Source organism: Vibrio sp. 10N.261.55.A7, from assembly GCF_002877365.1.
Lineage (GTDB): Bacteria > Pseudomonadota > Gammaproteobacteria > Enterobacterales > Vibrionaceae > Vibrio.
The window spans coordinates 26,647-43,378 of the sequence record NZ_MCWZ01000317.1 but is presented as its reverse complement, the minus strand read 5'-3'; the positions used below and the strand labels follow the sequence as shown (position 1 = coordinate 43,378).

The following is a 16,732-nucleotide window of genomic DNA, read 5'->3' as shown; positions in this document are numbered from 1 at the left end:
TGACAACAGTTATATCAAACTTATGCCATAAAAAAACGCCCACTAAGCGTAGTGAGCGTTCTTGCGAGCGAATTTATCGTCAGAACGTGAGTTTAGACTTTGAAAGAGGTGATTTTCTTATCTAACTCTTCGGCATTATTTTGCATGATTTCAGAGGTTTCAAGTAACTCACCAATGACAAGAACCGAAGCTTCTACCAGTTCACGAACATTGGTTAAGTTTTGATCCATCTCTTCTGCCACACTGCTTTGCTGCCCAGCTGCGGTCGCGATTTGGAAGTTCATATCATTTATCTGAGTCACTTGATCTACGATGCCATCTAGCTCACTGCCTGCATTGGTTACGAGCTCAACCCCTTCAGCAGCCTCAACGACACTTTTCTCCATCAACTCTACTGCTGACGTCGCATTGCTTTGAAGTTGGCTGATCATCTCTTGAATCTCAACCGTCGCCTGTTGTGTGCGTTGGGCAAGGTTACGAACTTCATCGGCTACCACAGCAAATCCACGTCCTGCTTCACCGGCACGCGCAGCCTCAATGGCGGCGTTGAGTGCCAGTAAATTCGTTTGCTCGGAAATACCTTGAATAGTACCAACAACGCTACCGATGGAATCCACACTGTCTTCCACTTGGTTCACAGCCTGAGCAGAAGCGCTGATATCTTGAGAGAGCGCACTCATTTTAGTCACGCTGTCTTGCACAAAACGTTGACCCGTTTGCGCTTGACCAGAGGCATTCTCAGTTAATGATGATGCGTTCTGAGCATGATCTGCCACGGTTTGAACCGTCGAACTCATTTCGCTCATGGCGGTGGCTAGCTGGTCTATTTCGTTGAATTCTTCTTGCGTTGATTCTTTGGTTTCAGACATGCTCAATGTCATCACCTCAGTCAGCGTGGCTAGCTCTTGAGATGAATCCACCTGCATTTTGATCATCTCTTGCAATTGACGGCGCGTTGTCTCTAACTCACGAGCAACGTCACCGTATTCATCTTTACAATCCATCATGATCTCAACAGAAAGATCTTTACAGGCCATTTGCTTGATCGAATCATTCAAATACTGAGTTTGACGTAGCATCGTTCGAGCGGCTGCAAGCAGAATAACAACGAATAAGGCAATCATGATGATGGTTTGCCATACCACTTGGACGAGATAGGCTTCATAGTGTTCTTGCGCCACGGCTGCATCTTGTGTCGCTAGAAGAAGAGCGTCGTGAAATGTGCTTGCATCCCATAGCTGCTTCGTCACGATTAAGAGCGTGCTAAACACCATAAGTAGAACCATCTTTGGAACTAAACGAGTATTGGTGATCACCCGCTCCCATGGTTTAAATTCCATCCTAGCCATTGTCCATTCTCCGCAATTATTAATTATTTTGTTCATTCAAGAAGTTATCTAAACGTCTAAATACTCATGTATATTGAATGAACTATTTGAACTAGCGCCAAAGCACTAATTACCAATTTATTTCGAGCCTCGTATGAATAAAGATGATATCAAAAACGATACGAAACCAATGAGCTTATTATCCTTGATCCTGTCGTTTATGGCGCTATTTGTGATCTCTGGCTTATTGTTTATGCCTATTAGCCATGAAACTCGTCAGGTACTTATCGGCTTAGACTTTCTTATCTGTAGTATTTTCCTCCTACAACTTTCGGTTGATTTGATCCGAGCCGCAAATAAGGTGCAATACATGAAAATGCACTGGATCGACTTCCTCGCTAGTCTCCCCCTCATTGAACCTCTACGGTATGCACGAGTGTTCTCCATTCTTCGTTTTATTCTGGTTATTCGATCAGGCAGGTTCATTGTCAGCCAGTTATTTACTAATCGTAAAGAAACGACGTTAGCCTCAATACTTCTATTGCTTGTCGTGCTTCTAACCGTAGGCTCAAGCATGATGCTCTTTATAGAAGGTAGAAACCCCGCTGCCAATATACAAGATGGCGGCGACGCATTGTGGTGGGCACTGGTGACGATCTCAACGGTTGGCTATGGCGATCATTATCCCGTCACTGAGACGGGGAAATTGCTCGCGTCAGCATTGATCATTTCAGGAGTAGGGCTATTTGGTATGATTTCAGGTCTGATCACCTCAATGATCACATCGCCCACCCATCAACAAACGCTTAGACAGGAAAACAAAGAACGTCTATTAGAAGAGATCGTCTTACAACAGAAAGAGATCATTGACAGACTTGAGTCTCTAGAGAAAAAATCCTCTCAAGAATAAGTGCTTTTCATCCATACAAAAATAGAGCCATTCTAGGCTCTATTTTTGTATCAAGTCAGCACTCTAATGTTGCCAATAGGGTTCAGCTTCAATACTGATGATCCGAGTTTGTTCCATTGCATGCAAGATTGAAGTTTCTTGTCTGTCTAACCAACGTTGCAACTGATCTTTTTCATCACCTTCTAGCTTATCCACCATTTCCGCCAAAGGCTTCAGCATCAATAAATCATCAATGCCTTGCATAAGGTCAGCCCAAGGCAATCGGAAGCTATTGCGTTCATCAACATCATAAAGGCTCGCAAAACCAACGCCAGTGTAGAGATTACGCATTAAGCGATACTGTTGTTCGATGTATTCCTCACTCGTCAGTAACCGTTCCGGTGGAAACGCCTCTATTAACTCAGCCCATGTGCGATCTAACTGATTCACTGAAAATTTAGGGATCGAATGAGACATCTGCTCACGCGCTTTATCGTCTAAGAAGGGCTGCCAACCTCGAGTGAGTATCCAACGGCTAAGATCGAGTAAGATTCCCGTATATCGTGCAGACGACAAAAGCTGTATGACTTCATCTCGATTTGGGAGCGCATCCTGAACACTCTTAAGCTCAGAGACTAAATATTTGCGCGCGTCTAGCTTTCTAAGAACATGGCCTTTGTCTTCAAGAAGGTCAGCCAAGTAATCGTACTGTTTTAGCCAGTCGAGTTCTTGTTCCAACCACTTAAGTTCTTGACGAAGAATGGCGCTGGCTCTTCGAGGAACTATGCCGCCATAAATGGTCAATGTTTGACGAATGAAGCTGAGTGCATTGCGAATTTCATGCAATGCTTCAATGGATTCTCTTTCTGAGTATATCTGTTCATGGTAGAGCCAATGTGATAAGGCATGCTCAAGAGAGTGAATGAAACACGACTCAACGCTATCGCTGCGTTCGGTGTTGACCAATGATAACGGTTTAACTTCATCACCGGCATAGCCTTGTGCTAGGCGATAGCCTTTTGCTGCTTTACTTAGATTGCCCAGTCGCATGCCGCCGTATTCGCTAAATTGACGAGCCAGTGTAAACAAAGCGTCGGTTTGCCCTGATTTGAGCTCAAACTCAATCTCGCAAATGGGATCGCGTTTATCACCGGAAACCACCTCACCGAGATCAAACGCGACTTCTACTTGGCTTCCATCAGGCATGCCTATTAGCCATTGCTCACGAGTGAAGTTTGTTGCGAAGAGAGGCATGAGTTCCGATTGAAGGATGCTTATCTCTCTTTCTTGAGGCCAAATATCTTGCGGGTGCAGTGTTAAATCAGGAATGTTGCAGGTGTGTTCCGCATTGTATTCTGGTCTTTGATGCAGCCCGGCAACCACTCGACCTGCAGTTTTGACTGTCTGGATAAAGACATCATCGAAGCGTCGAATTCGCAAACCGGTATCATGTTGACGTAACCAGTTATCTGGCGTGTCAAAATATGTATTCCCAAGATCACGACAACTGTGCTGAAGGATTTTCATTTCCGAGATTTTTTCTCGTAAAATCCCTGAAAATTCAGGTGAAACAAAAAACTTCAGTTCTATTTCGGTTTCCATAACTGTACCTTTCAAAGCAGATAGCAACAGGATATGGCCAATCTTGCTACTCGGCAAGTGAGATTTATGACGTCAATCATGATCTAAAACAGTTTTAATGAGAGATTTAATGGGTTAACATGCGCGCCTTTATAGCCATCGTTCAACATTTCGCCATGAAATGGTGTATGTTCTTTTTAGGTTATATTTATTAGGTTCAATGACCATGCCAGTGAATACAATAATGGGGTTATTTGCAAAGTCCCCTATAAAGCCTTTGCAGCGCCACGTAGTGTGCGTTAATGAATGTTGCTCTCACCTAGTTAACTTTTTTGAAGTTTCTTCAAAAGGCGACTGGGAAAAAGCAGCAGAAATTCGTGCTCAGATTTCTCATTTAGAGAAAGAAGCTGATGTGCTAAAGCGCGAAATTCGCCTAAAACTTCCTCGCGGTTTGTTTATGCCTGTCGATCGTACCGACATGCTTGAGCTTTTGACTCAACAAGACAAGCTCGCCAATCTAGCCAAAGACATCTCAGGCCGTGTTTATGGTCGTCGTTTGGTTATTCCTGAAGTACTTCAAGAAAACTTCATCGTTTATGTAAAGCGATGCCTTGACGCAGCCGATCAAGCTCAGAAAGTGATTAATGAGTTTGACGAACTGCTCGAGACTGGCTTTAAAGGCCGTGAAGTGACGCTTGTTGCAGAAATGATTCATCAACTTGATTTAATTGAAGACGACACTGATGCCATTCAAATTCAGCTTCGTCAGCAATTAATGGCCGTTGAGTCCGAATATAACCCGATTGACGTTATGTTCTTATACAAAATTCTAGAGTGGGTTGGTGGCATTGCAGATCAAGCACAGCGTGTAGGCGCTCGTCTTGAAGTTATGCTTTCTCGCTCTTAAATCACAGATAATTCAATAACGAAGAGCACGATATAAACGCACAGATTAGGCGATGAGTATTTTCATCGCTGATGGGTTTGTCGCGTCTAAATTTTGTTCCGATTTTTATTACACAATTAGGTATAACGATGGATATCATTGCTAACCACGGCACGCTACTGATTATTATTGCTGCCGCTTTTGGTCTTTTAATGGCTATTGGTATAGGTGCAAATGACGTTGCGAACGCAATGGGCACCTCAGTAGGTTCCAAAGCACTTACAGTAAAACAAGCGATCATCATCGCGATGATCTTTGAGTTTGCAGGGGCATACCTTGCTGGTGGTGAAGTAACGGATACGATTCGCAAAGGCGTTATCGATACTGAGCTGTTTGCCCATCAGCCCGATGTGTTAGTGTTTGGTATGCTGTCTGCGTTATTAGCGGCAGGTACTTGGCTATTGCTCGCATCTTACATGGGATGGCCGGTTTCTACGACTCACTCTATCATCGGTGCCATCATCGGTTTTGCGTGTGTCTCTGTCGGTACAGAAGCCGTAGACTGGAGTTCTGTGCAAGGTATTGTGGGTAGTTGGCTGGTTACGCCTCTTATCTCTGGCTTTTTCGCCTACATGATTTTTATCAGTGCCCAACGCCTAATTTTTGATACTGAGAACCCTCTGTTTAATGCTAAACGATTCGTTCCTGTATACATGTTCATCACAACGATGGTCATTGCACTCGTGACAATCAAAAAAGGCTTAAAGCACGTAGGCTTACACCTCAGTAATGGTGACGCTTGGATGTGGGCAGCCGCCTTCTCTACTGTCATCATGATTGGCGGCTACCTGTATATCCATAAGAAATTTGCGAACCGCGAAGAAGATCATGGGTTTGCTGGTGTTGAAGGCATCTTCACTGTACTGATGGTTATCACCGCTTGTGCGATGGCATTTGCTCACGGCTCAAACGACGTCGCTAATGCAATCGGTCCATTGTCAGCCATTGTTTCAACCGTAGAACATATGGGTGAAATCACAGGCAAAACTCAGATTGCATGGTGGATTCTTCCTCTAGGCGGTTTTGGTATTGTTATTGGTCTTGCAACCCTTGGTCGCCGAGTAATGGCTACTGTTGGTACAGGTATTACTGAACTAACACCAAGCCGCGGTTTTGCCGCTCAGTTGGCGACAGCTTGTACTGTGGTTCTAGCATCGGGTACTGGCTTACCAATCTCGACAACACAAACGTTAGTGGGTGCGGTATTAGGGGTAGGTTTTGCTCGTGGTATCGGTGCTCTAAACCTAGGTGTTGTCCGAAACATCGTGGCATCTTGGATAGTGACACTGCCTGCTGGTGCACTTCTCGCCGTTGTGTTCTTCTATGCAATTCAAGGCATGTTTGCTTAAGTTCCAGGTTTGTAGATTGTAAGCGCCACGTCATTATTGACTCAAACGCACAGAAAGGGAGGCTTTGCCTCCCTTCTTTGTTGCATGGCCTAAAGAAAATTCATACTATCAATCCAGTAGATATATTTACCATCATCAATATTGTTAAAGGATTCACTGTGAAGAAATTGATTTGCATGGTTTTGGTCTCTCTAATGGCCATTCCAGCAGCTTTTGCTCAAGACCGCTATATCGCGGACAAACTATTTACCTACATGCATTCGGGCCCCAACAATCAGTTCCGAATTGTTGGCAGTATTGATGCTGGTGATAAAATTAGTCTTCTCGATACCAATAGAGACACTGGTTATAGTCAAGTTCGAGATTCAAGAGGCCGCACAGGTTGGGTAGAAACTCGCTTCGTAACACGCCAAGAAAGCATGGCAGTTCGTTTACCTAAGCTCGAGAAAGAACTCACAACGGTTAAAGCTCAGCTGTCTAATGCTCGCGGTAACGCCGATAGCGAAAAAGCAGGTCTAATCGATTCTTTAGAAGTTCGTAATCAGCAGATTGCTGAATTGGAACAGAACTACAGCGACATCAGTAAGCAGCTGACCGCTTCGCAAACTGAAGTTCGTGAACTTCGCGCTCGCTTAGATACACAAAAAGAAGATTTATTGCTGAAGTACTTCATGTACGGTGGCGGTGTTGCTGGCGGTGGTCTTCTATTTGGCCTTCTGCTACCCCACGTTATCCCTCGCCGTAAGAAGTCGCCAAACGGCTGGGCATAAATAATCATTTAAAATGCGAAAGGCCACTGTTGAGTGGCCTTTTCTTTATCTGTAACCTTGATATATTCCTACCCTTTCCAATCATACAATGCAGGCACTTCGATTCTTTGCCCTTGGAAATCAATCGTGCTGTAACGCTGCTTAATCTCAAGAATCTGTATCTCAGGGTTTATCCAGTCCCCTTCGGTAAACTCGCTACCGTTCACCTTCACCCAGCGCTTACTTTTCTGACTTGAATAGACATGGGTTTGAAAATTCAATGCCGGTAAATGGCCAACAAAATCGGCCCCTTTTTGAACCAGTTTAATGCTCTCAGGTTCTTCAGTTATTCTTTCATTGGTTATGTCATTGGTTCTAATATTAGAGGGTAACTGATTCGACGATCCATTCTCCGCTAACTCAGACGGTAAACCGGTCCCGTATGAACTCAGGTCTTCTCCACCAGAGGGAAATGCTGACTGAACACGCTGGGCAAGCTCTGGAGAGAACTGAGATAAATCGAGCTGAGACAGCGCGTCGACATCGCTCTCATTTATCGCAGCCCCATTTATCTCTTCATCAATACGAGCTGCAGCCACTGTAGAAGCTTTTGCCTCATTAGAACGCGCTTCTGATGGAAGACCACCTTGAGCGACCTCGACCAAACCCAACTGAGTCGATTTCAATGGCTCAACCAACACGTAAGGGGAAGACGAAAAAGGGCTCTCGACCTCGACAGTCTCTACAACTATATTTGAACTGGCAGTTTCTCTTTGATTCAGTTCTTCATAGAAGAGGTAAGTATCAACGCCAATCCAAATAGAGGTCGCCATAACTGGCAGTAAAAAAGCAACAACGAGTTTTCGCTTTGGTAATGGACTAGGTCGGTTTGAATTCGTTTCAACTGGACCGGAAGAATAAGCACTAAAACTTTGATGTTGCTGCTCAGATTGCTTGAGTGCTTTTAATATTTCAGACATTACTTCGCCCCCTCGATTCGTTCAGTAGCGGGCTGTGAATACGCCTTAATATGAGAGCTTGGTTGATGCAGCGTGGGTGCATTTTCTTGAGTAAGTAACGCTAGTGTTTTCAAGGTTCTTTGACCTGCAATACCATCAACATCCATTCCTTGCCATCGCTGAAATAGCTTAACCTTTCTCTCTAAGCGTTCATCAAAGAGTGATGAATCATTCGCTGGTTCCTGCATCAGAGTCGATAACCTAACATCTAACTGGGAAACTGGGTCACCAGACATCCCTTTTTTAAGCACTTGGTAAAAGCCAGGCTGCCAAATATAGTGATACTCTCCTGTCCAAATGGCCTCTAACCACTTCCTATCAAATCGAACTCGTTTGTTATCGATCAGCAATTCCACCAGGGTATTATCGATTTGATTAAGAACGGCATAACGCTTTTGGAGATCGATATCAAGATGAACGACAACCGGAAGATTCAGAGTCAAAAGATCCTGCCAACTCCCTTGTTGCTTCTCACAGTGAAATAGACGCGAAGAGTTAGTCTCATTCTCACAAAGTCTGTCTAAAACACTCGATTGATAACCCCAAACTTTATACAGCTCACCTATGCTCTGCTCTAAGCTATTAGATTGCAGTATTTTCTGCTTTAATTCAGGGGAAAATATTTCTTGTTCAATGAGTTCAGCGGGCGCTTTAGATTCAACACTACTTTTCATGTTCACCTGTGCAGCCACGACCTCTTTAGCTTTGCTTGCTAAACCAGAGTAAAGCGCAACGGAGACCGCAATACCTAGGCAAAGGCTGAAGGCAATAGGCCAACCATTATGCGACGTTTTTTCAATACGCTGATTAGAGTACGAGGTTTGAAATTGCATCACTTCATGGCAAGCATTCTGGATAAGCGTGCGATTAGGCTGTTTTATTCCCGCCTGATAAGCCGCTCTAAGCGCAGAGTCACAAACCAAGTTGATTAAGCGTGGGATCCCTTGCGTTTGATTAGCAATGTATTTCAGGCCATTAAGCGGAAAGAGATCACGCTGACCACCTGATTTTTCTAGGCGAAACAGAATGTATTTGACGCTCTCTGACGTCGTCAATGGAAGCAGGTGATAGCGCCCTGTGATCCTTTGTGCCAATTGACGCAATTGCGGCATCTTTAACTTTTCTTGAAGTTCTGGTTGCCCAATTAACAGCACCTTGAGTAACTTTTGAGTGTCTGTTTCTAAGTTAGTCAATAACCTTAGTTGCTCTAGAACATCTGCAGCCAAATGCTGCGCCTCATCAATCACGAGTAGCGTTTGAACACCGTTCGCGTGATTACCGATCAAGAACTTATAAATGGCTTGGTTTAACTGCTTAAGCGTTGAATTCTCGGCATACTCCACAGAAAATTCATCGCAAATAGCTTCAAGCAGTTCCAGATCAGAAAAGGTCGGATTAAGAATTAACCCTGCTTGTGTAGAGCCACCCAAGTTCGCCAACATAACCTTAGCCACGGTTGTTTTTCCAGTCCCAACCTCACCGGTTAACAATGCAAAACCACCGCCCTCACCCAGCCCAGCTTCTAGGTGTTGGATCGCTTCTTTGTGTCTTTGACTCAAAAATAGATGACGAGAATTAGGGACAATAGAAAATGGAGGCTCACTGAATGCAAAAAAGTCCTGATACATCATTCTCATCTCTATAATTAAAGTGTTAAGGAAAGTACCATTACTAACATTGAACGCCAATGGCAAACGACAAAATTCAAGGAATTAACGTGCAAGTATATTTAGTAGGTGGCGCTGTGCGAGATCAATTGCTTGATCTCGATGTCTATGACAAAGACTGGGTTGTTGTGGGTAGTTCACCTGAAGAGATGATAGACAAAGGCTTTACACCTGTGGGTAAAGACTTCCCTGTATTCTTGCATCCAAAATCAAAACAAGAGCACGCACTGGCGCGCACAGAGCGAAAAACATCGGTTGGTTACACAGGTTTCGAATGCTACTTTGCTAAAGACGTGACATTAGAGGAAGATCTTCTTCGACGCGATCTTACAATTAACGCCATGGCACAAGATGACTACGGTAACATCATCGATCCATACGAAGGCCAAGCTGATCTTGCAGATCGAACGCTACGTCATGTCTCAAAGGCGTTCACCGAAGATCCTTTACGAGTGCTTCGGGTAGCACGCTTTGCCGCTAAATTTCATCACCTCGGCTTCACAATTGCGCAAGAGACAATGGCATTAATGAAAGCGATTAGCCAGTCTGGTGAATTAGAGCACTTAACCGCAGAGCGTGTTTGGCAAGAATGGCATAAGTCCCTTTCCACTAGAAATCCACAAGTTTTCCTGTCTGTTCTTCGTGATTGTGGCGCATTACAGGTTGTATTACCCGAAATAGATAGGCTCTTTGGCATTCCTCAACCTGAGCAGTGGCACCCTGAAATAGACACAGGCATCCACACTTTAATGGTCGCAAATCAAGCCGCATTACTGAGCGAGTCACTTCCTGTTCGCTTTGCTGCTCAAGTTCATGATCTGGGGAAAGGCATAACACCAGAGCAAGAGTGGCCTAGCCATAAAATGCATTGTCATACGGGACTAAAAATCATTAAGAAGCTCTGTGAGCGTGTCCGAGTGCCGAATGAGTTTAAAGAACTCGCGCTGATGGTCTGTGAGCAGCACTCTAACATCCACCGAGCTGCTGAGCTTAAACCGAGTACTAAGCTCAAAGTCCTCAATAAGTTTGATGTCTGGAGAAAGCCGGATCGTCTTGAAGAGATCTTATTGAGCTGCATGGCAGACAGCAGAGGAAGGACTGGCTTCGAAGAGATCGATTATCCGCAGAAACAAATTTTCGAACAAGCTTACCAGGCCGCCCTGAGTGTGAATGTTCAGGAGATCATTACTGATGGTTTCCAAGGTAAAGAGATAAGAACGGAGATGGAGAAAAGACGAATTGAAGCCATTGCAGCGATTCAACTCTAAACGCTCTATATTTCTATCCATTAAAACACCTTATCGCTAAAAATAAGGTGTTTTAACTGAGAGTTCCTAGCTCCAGCGTAAGATTCGCACTTCATTACCTTCATCGGGACTTGCAGGAATATTCAGTGACAGAAGCAACGAAATCCCTGCCATACATGCGCCAATGTAAAAGACGCTGGAAGGTGAAATAAGCCAAATAAAACCAAAAGTCACCGGAATAACGACCGCTGCAATATGGTTAATCGTAAATGCCACCCCTGCCGTTGAGGCCATATCGGCGGGATCCGCGATTTTCTGGAAGTAGGTTTTTATTGCTAGCGCCAAGGCAAAAAATAGGTGATCGATTACGTACAGTGCCGCCGCCCATTCTGCACTTTGCACTAATCCATATCCGACAAACACAAAGATCAGCCCAATGTATTCAAAAACCAACGCTTTTCTCTCACCTACAATGCCAATGAAACGGCCTATTTTCTTGGCAAACAAAAAATTAAATAGGTAGTTAATCAAAAAAAGTAACGTGATATCAGAGACCGAGTAACCAAACTTTTCAACCATCAGGAAGCCTGCAAAAACAGTAAAAATTTGTCGTCTCGCGCCACTCATAAAGGTTAAAGCGTAGTAGAGCCAGTAGCGTTTTCTGAGCACTAGCTTTTTATTTTGTGGTGTTTTTGTTTTGAATTCAGGGAATGAAAAAGCAATCCAGGCCACTAATACAAACGCAACTCCACCCGTGATCGAATAAACCCAGACAAAGTCTAAGTGGAGCTTCTCGAACATTACCCAAATGGATCCATAAGTCAGAAGCGAAGCTAATGCGCCTATAGAGATCAATTTACCAAGTACTTCAGGGGCTTCATCCTTGTTTAACCACTGTAGAGACAGTGACTGTTTCAACGTTTCAAAATAATGAAAGCCCGCCGACATAAGAAGCGTGGTTAATAACAGCCCTATCAGGCTGGGAAAGAACCCCGTTAACACCGTGCCTAACGTCAACATTGCCAACGAGAGCAACATGAAGCGCTGTTCACGAATAAACAGAAGTACAAAAACGACGGTAAACGCTAAAAATCCCGGAATCTCCCGAACGCTTTGCAATAATCCAATATCACTGCCGTCAAAGTTGGCTTTTTCAATGACAAAGTTATTCAGCAGTGCCATCCAGCTAGAAAGCGCAATCGGAACAATAATAGAAATGATAATGAGAAAGTTCTGAGGGGTTTTCCAATTTGAAGCACTGGCTGACATGAGGGATTCCTTTTCTTCCTGGGTATTCTTTCTAGGGGGTGTAAACGACGTCTTGCAGACCTTTTGACTGTATCACGGGCATCGATCGAATTACGATCAATATTCAATCTGATTCATCGAATAAACGTCAGATTAAGAATTAAAGAGCAACCTAATTGGCCTAAAAGCCTGACATCTGATTTTGTACAGATAAAAAAATACCCCGCATGAGCGATACATTCAAAGCTGAGATTAACCATTCGCTAAGTTTAAAACCTAGGGGAATTATTGACCTTTAACTTCTTTAAGACCGCTTTCGTTGCTAATAGGAGGAGCTTTAGAACCTAACCATCTCTCAGGCCATTTTATTACAGACAAAAAAATGCCCCGCATGAGCGAGGCATTCAAAGCTTAGATTAACAATCTTCTAGAGATTATTGACCTTTAACTTCTTTAAGACCGTTGTAAGGAGCTTTAGAGCCTAGAGCTTCTTCGATACGGATAAGTTGGTTGTACTTAGCAACACGGTCAGAACGGCTCATAGAACCAGTTTTGATTTGACCTGCAGCTGTACCTACCGCTAGATCAGCGATAGTTGCATCTTCAGTTTCGCCAGAACGGTGAGAGATTACTGCAGTGTAGCCAGCGTCTTTAGCCATCTTGATAGCAGCTAGAGTCTCAGTTAGAGAACCGATTTGGTTGAACTTGATAAGGATAGAGTTAGCTACGCCTTTCTCGATACCTTCAGCAAGAATCTTAGTGTTTGTAACGAACAGATCGTCACCAACGATTTGAAGCTTGTCGCCTAGAAGTTCAGTTTGGTGCTTGAAGCCATCCCAATCTGACTCGTCAAGACCGTCTTCAATAGAAACGATTGGGAAGTTGTTTGCTAGCTCAGCTAGGTAGTGGTTGAACTCTTCAGAAGTGAAAGTTTTACCTTCGCCCTTCATGTTGTAGATGCCAGCTTCTTTGTCGAAGAACTCAGATGCTGCACAGTCCATAGCAAGAGTAACGTCTTTACCTAGTTCGTAACCAGCAGCTGCAACAGCTTCTGCGATAACTTCTAGCGCTTCAGCGTTAGACTTAAGGTTAGGAGCGAAACCACCTTCATCACCAACTGCAGTGCTGTAGCCTTTAGACTTAAGAACTTTAGCTAGGTTGTGGAATACTTCAGCGCCGATACGTAGACCTTCTTTAAGAGTCTTAGCGCCAACTGGTTGGATCATGAACTCTTGGATGTCAACGTTGTTATCAGCGTGCTCACCACCGTTGATGATGTTCATCATTGGTAGAGGCATTGAGAATTGACCAGCAGTACCGTTAAGCTCTGCAATGTGCTCGAATAAAGGCATGCCTTTAGCAGAAGCAGCCGCTTTAGCGTTCGCTAGAGAAACAGCTAGGATAGCGTTTGCGCCAAACTTAGACTTGTTATCAGTACCGTCTAGGTCGATCATTACTTGGTCAACGTCAGCTTGTGCTTTCGCGTCTTTACCAATTAGTGCTTCAGCGATTTCGCCGTTTACAGCTTCGATAGCTTTAAGAACACCTTTACCTAGGAAACGTGCTTTGTCACCGTCACGTAGCTCAAGAGCTTCGCGAGAACCAGTAGATGCGCCAGATGGTGCAGCTGCCATACCTACGAAACCGCCTTCTAGGTGTACTTCAGCTTCTACAGTTGGGTTACCACGTGAATCGATGATTTCACGACCTAGAACTTTAACGATCTTAGACATTGAATGTTTCCTTCTCGTTGAATATAAATGTCAAATTAAAGGCAGCCATATAATCGTATATAACTGCCTGTATTCCTTACTTCAAAATTTTACTTTTCAAACTCACCGCGTTGGTAATCACCGGCTGCTTTTACAAAACCTTCAAACAGTGGGTGTCCATCACGTGGCGTTGAAGTGAACTCAGGGTGGAACTGAGCAGCAACAAACCAAGGGTGCTCAGGATTCTCGATAACCTCAACCAACTTCTTATCCGCTGATAAGCCAGACACTTTCAGGCCTGCTTTTTCAATCTGTGGTCGAAGGTTATTGTTCACTTCATAACGGTGACGGTGACGTTCATGGATCGTCGCGCTACCGTATAGTTCAAAGGCTTTAGTCCCTTTAGCTAGGTGACAAAGCTGTGAACCTAGACGCATAGTACCACCTAGATCAGAGGTTTCAGTACGTTCTTCAACTTTACCTTCACCATCCACCCATTCAGTGATCAATCCTACTACAGGGTACTGTGTGTCTTTGTTAAATTCTGTTGAATGTGCACCTTCAAGACCCGCAACATTACGTGCGTACTCAATTAGGGCAACTTGCATACCAAGACAAATACCTAGGTATGGAATCTTGTTCTCACGTGCGTATTGAGCAGACAAAATCTTACCTTCAATACCACGGTCACCGAAACCACCAGGAACTAGAATAGCGTCTAATCCCTCTAGCATTTCGAAGCCTTTAGATTCTACATCTTGTGAATCTACATATTTAATGGTCACACTTAAGCGATTTTTCAAGCCCGCGTGTTTCAGCGCTTCGTTTACTGATTTGTATGCATCAGGAAGCTCGATGTATTTACCCACCATACCGATAGTCACTTCAGCGGTCGGGTTCGCTTCTTCATAGATAACCTGTTCCCATTCAGAAAGGTCAGCTTCAGGAGCATCGATGCCGAAACGAGTACACACTAGATCATCAAGACCTTGTGCTTTAATCAATTGTGGGATTTTGTAGATTGAATCTACGTCTTTCATTGAGATAACTGCTTTTTCTTGTACGTTACAGAAAAGAGCAATTTTCTTACGTTCGTTTGCAGGGATCACACGATCGCTACGGCAAACCAAAATATCAGGTTGGATACCGATAGACAGAAGTTCTTTAACAGAGTGCTGTGTTGGTTTCGTTTTCACTTCACCAGCCGCAGCTAGGTAAGGAACAAGCGTTAGGTGCATGAACATTGCGCGTTCACGGCCAAGCTCAACCGCCAACTGACGAATCGCTTCCATGAATGGTAGAGATTCGATATCACCAACCGTACCACCAACTTCAACGATAGCCACATCATGGCCTTCTGAGCCGGCAATTACGCGATCTTTAATAGCGTTAGTAATGTGTGGGATAACCTGGATAGTTGCACCAAGGTAATCGCCGCGACGCTCTTTGCGTAGAACATCGGCGTAAACACGACCTGCAGTGAAGTTGTTACGCTTGGTCATCTTGGTACGAATGAAACGTTCGTAGTGACCAAGGTCAAGGTCTGTTTCAGCGCCATCTTCCGTAACGAACACTTCACCGTGTTGAGTTGGGCTCATAGTGCCTGGATCAACGTTGATGTAAGGGTCAAGCTTCATCATGGTCACTTTAAGACCACGAGCTTCTAAAATAGCAGCCAACGATGCTGCTGCAATACCTTTACCTAGAGAGGATACAACCCCGCCAGTAACAAAAATGTAATTTGTCGTCATGTTTAACCTGAAATTGGTTGAATGAGGGAAATGGACTACTTCTGGACGGGATATAAATATACCAGAAGCCCCTTATCGCCACAACGTGAAATCTATCACACTGCGATTTTTTATTTTTTGCTTCAAATCAAATTGTGTGACCACTTTTAAGTTAGTCAAAAACAGAAATGAGTCAACATTTGAGCTTTAGGAAACTGAAAATGTTGTTTACTAATTGTTCTTATTCTCTTTTTCTAAACGCTTTACCTCGTCCCACATGGCATCCAACTGTTGGAGGTTGAAGTCCTTTAAGGTTTTTTCTTTTTGGTTAACTAAACCTTCTACTTTCTGAAAACGGTTGGAGAATTTTAAATTCGCTTTGCTCAACGCCGATTCAGGATTCTGCCCAAGGTGGCGAGATAAATTCACGACAGCAAACAATAAGTCCCCCAATTCGCTCGCTACTCGTTCCTCGTTCATATCAACTTGCAACGCCTCTTCCATGACCTCTTCAATCTCTTCATGAACCTTGTCAACCACTGGGCCTAACGTGTCCCAATCAAAACCAAATTTAGCCACTTTCTTCTGGATTTTTATCGCTTTAGGCAGCGCGGGCATTGAATTGGGAATAGCGTCTAAAATACTCTCAAACGCGGGTTCACTCGCTTCAGCAGTGTCTTTTGCTTTCTCAGCCTTTTCTTTGGCTTTCTCTATTTCCCAATTAGCATTAATGGCCTCTTCGTTCTCAAACTCCTTGTCTGAAAAAACATGAGGATGACGACGAGTGAGTTTCTCATTCACCGTTTCAACCACGTCTGAAAAATCAAAAAGGTTCTCTTCTTTCGCGAGTTGGCTATAGAAAATCACCTGAAACAGCAAATCACCCAACTCTTCTTTGAGATTTGGCCAGTCGCGATTATGGATAGCATCAACCACTTCATAAGTCTCTTCGATGGTATGAGGCACAATCGTGTCAAAAGTCTGCTTCTTGTCCCAAGGGCATCCATTTTCTGAATCGCGCAACTGCGCCATGATATTTTCTAACTGCTCAATTGGGTGGCTCATTTCTTTTATTCCTCTATACAAAAAGGTGAGCGGCCAAAACCACTCACCTTTATTTCAATTTTTATCTCTGGGCTTTTTACTATGTAGTTAGCTCTCTAACAAGGCAACAAGCTTGCGAGACTCCTGAGCATAGCTAGCCTATGTGATGGAGCGAGTAATCTCACCTTTTAGCAACTCTCTAAATAATTGACGCTGTAGCTAG

Annotated in this window: 13 protein-coding genes; 5 read left to right on the top strand and 8 right to left on the bottom strand. The window is 43.9% G+C overall.

The window, feature by feature from the left end:
* Positions 1-92: 92 nt before the first annotated feature.
* Entirely contained in the window at positions 93-1,349 is a 1,257-nt protein-coding gene (locus BCU12_RS19715) for a methyl-accepting chemotaxis protein (RefSeq protein ID WP_102405957.1), read from the bottom strand.
* Positions 1,350-1,482: 133 nt separating this feature from the next.
* On the opposite strand from BCU12_RS19715, the gene BCU12_RS19710 reads away from it, so the two are divergent.
* Positions 1,483-2,238, top strand: a complete 756-nt coding sequence (locus BCU12_RS19710; protein ID WP_102405956.1) for a potassium channel family protein — start codon at positions 1,483-1,485, stop codon at positions 2,236-2,238.
* 63 nt (positions 2,239-2,301) lie between these two features.
* On the opposite strand, the gene BCU12_RS19705 is transcribed toward BCU12_RS19710, so the two are convergent.
* A complete protein-coding gene (locus BCU12_RS19705; protein WP_102405955.1) occupies positions 2,302-3,819 on the bottom strand; it encodes an inorganic triphosphatase in 1,518 nt (505 codons plus the stop codon).
* Positions 3,820-4,024: 205 nt separating this feature from the next.
* Between BCU12_RS19705 and BCU12_RS19700 the strand changes: the two genes are divergently transcribed.
* From BCU12_RS19700 to BCU12_RS19690, 3 genes are all read left to right on the top strand, one after another.
* Positions 4,025-4,705 (top strand): TIGR00153 family protein, encoded by a 681-nt coding sequence (locus BCU12_RS19700; RefSeq protein ID WP_198599391.1) that lies wholly within the window; start codon positions 4,025-4,027, stop codon positions 4,703-4,705.
* A gap of 128 nt (positions 4,706-4,833) precedes the next feature.
* Complete coding sequence (locus BCU12_RS19695) at positions 4,834-6,093, top strand: inorganic phosphate transporter (RefSeq protein ID WP_102405953.1); 1,260 nt, start codon at positions 4,834-4,836, stop codon at positions 6,091-6,093.
* A gap of 158 nt (positions 6,094-6,251) precedes the next feature.
* Positions 6,252-6,863 (top strand): TIGR04211 family SH3 domain-containing protein, encoded by a 612-nt coding sequence (locus BCU12_RS19690; protein ID WP_102405952.1) that lies wholly within the window; start codon positions 6,252-6,254, stop codon positions 6,861-6,863.
* 68 nt (positions 6,864-6,931) lie between these two features.
* Here BCU12_RS19690 and BCU12_RS19685 read toward each other — a convergent pair whose 3' ends face one another.
* A complete protein-coding gene (locus BCU12_RS19685; RefSeq protein ID WP_133153899.1) occupies positions 6,932-7,822 on the bottom strand; it encodes a general secretion pathway protein GspB in 891 nt (296 codons plus the stop codon).
* The gene (locus BCU12_RS19680; RefSeq protein WP_198599393.1) at positions 7,822-9,489 is read right to left on the bottom strand and encodes an ExeA family protein; all 1,668 of its coding nucleotides are present in this window, start codon (positions 9,487-9,489) and stop codon (positions 7,822-7,824) included. The genes BCU12_RS19685 and BCU12_RS19680 overlap by 1 nt, the downstream gene beginning before the upstream one ends.
* Positions 9,490-9,578: 89 nt before the next feature.
* Here BCU12_RS19680 and BCU12_RS19675 point away from each other — a divergent pair, with 89 nt between their 5' ends.
* Positions 9,579-10,796 (top strand): multifunctional CCA addition/repair protein, encoded by a 1,218-nt coding sequence (locus BCU12_RS19675; RefSeq protein ID WP_102405993.1) that lies wholly within the window; start codon positions 9,579-9,581, stop codon positions 10,794-10,796.
* A 66-nt stretch (positions 10,797-10,862) separates the two neighbouring features.
* On the opposite strand, the gene BCU12_RS19670 is transcribed toward BCU12_RS19675, so the two are convergent.
* The 4 genes from BCU12_RS19670 to mazG all read right to left on the bottom strand — a co-directional run bounded on the left by BCU12_RS19670 (position 10,863) and on the right by mazG (position 16,530).
* Positions 10,863-12,044, bottom strand: a complete 1,182-nt coding sequence (locus BCU12_RS19670) for an MFS transporter (protein WP_102405950.1) — start codon at positions 12,042-12,044, stop codon at positions 10,863-10,865.
* A gap of 413 nt (positions 12,045-12,457) precedes the next feature.
* Positions 12,458-13,756, bottom strand: coding sequence for a phosphopyruvate hydratase (gene eno / locus BCU12_RS19665; protein WP_102405949.1), 1,299 nt, complete (start codon positions 13,754-13,756; stop codon positions 12,458-12,460).
* Positions 13,757-13,845: 89 nt separating this feature from the next.
* Positions 13,846-15,486, bottom strand: a complete 1,641-nt coding sequence (locus BCU12_RS19660; protein ID WP_102405948.1) for a CTP synthase — start codon at positions 15,484-15,486, stop codon at positions 13,846-13,848.
* Positions 15,487-15,696: 210 nt separating this feature from the next.
* Complete coding sequence (mazG, locus tag BCU12_RS19655; RefSeq protein ID WP_102405947.1) at positions 15,697-16,530, bottom strand: nucleoside triphosphate pyrophosphohydrolase; 834 nt, start codon at positions 16,528-16,530, stop codon at positions 15,697-15,699.
* Between the last annotated feature and the right edge of the window lie 202 nt (positions 16,531-16,732).

Coding starts and splice junctions, on each gene's coding strand:
- BCU12_RS19700 (WP_198599391.1), top strand. CDS start 4,025: ATGCCAGTGAATACAATAATGGGGTTATTTGCAAAGTCCCCTATAAAG.
- BCU12_RS19685 (WP_133153899.1), bottom strand. CDS start 7,822: ATGTCTGAAATATTAAAAGCACTCAAGCAATCTGAGCAGCAACATCAA.
- BCU12_RS19680 (WP_198599393.1), bottom strand. CDS start 9,489: ATGTATCAGGACTTTTTTGCATTCAGTGAGCCTCCATTTTCTATTGTC.
- BCU12_RS19715 (WP_102405957.1), bottom strand. CDS start 1,349: ATGGCTAGGATGGAATTTAAACCATGGGAGCGGGTGATCACCAATACT.
- BCU12_RS19705 (WP_102405955.1), bottom strand. CDS start 3,819: ATGGAAACCGAAATAGAACTGAAGTTTTTTGTTTCACCTGAATTTTCA.
- mazG (WP_102405947.1), bottom strand. CDS start 16,530: ATGAGCCACCCAATTGAGCAGTTAGAAAATATCATGGCGCAGTTGCGC.
- BCU12_RS19660 (WP_102405948.1), bottom strand. CDS start 15,486: ATGACGACAAATTACATTTTTGTTACTGGCGGGGTTGTATCCTCTCTA.
- BCU12_RS19710 (WP_102405956.1), top strand. CDS start 1,483: ATGAATAAAGATGATATCAAAAACGATACGAAACCAATGAGCTTATTA.
- BCU12_RS19670 (WP_102405950.1), bottom strand. CDS start 12,044: ATGTCAGCCAGTGCTTCAAATTGGAAAACCCCTCAGAACTTTCTCATT.
- eno (WP_102405949.1), bottom strand. CDS start 13,756: ATGTCTAAGATCGTTAAAGTTCTAGGTCGTGAAATCATCGATTCACGT.
- BCU12_RS19695 (WP_102405953.1), top strand. CDS start 4,834: ATGGATATCATTGCTAACCACGGCACGCTACTGATTATTATTGCTGCC.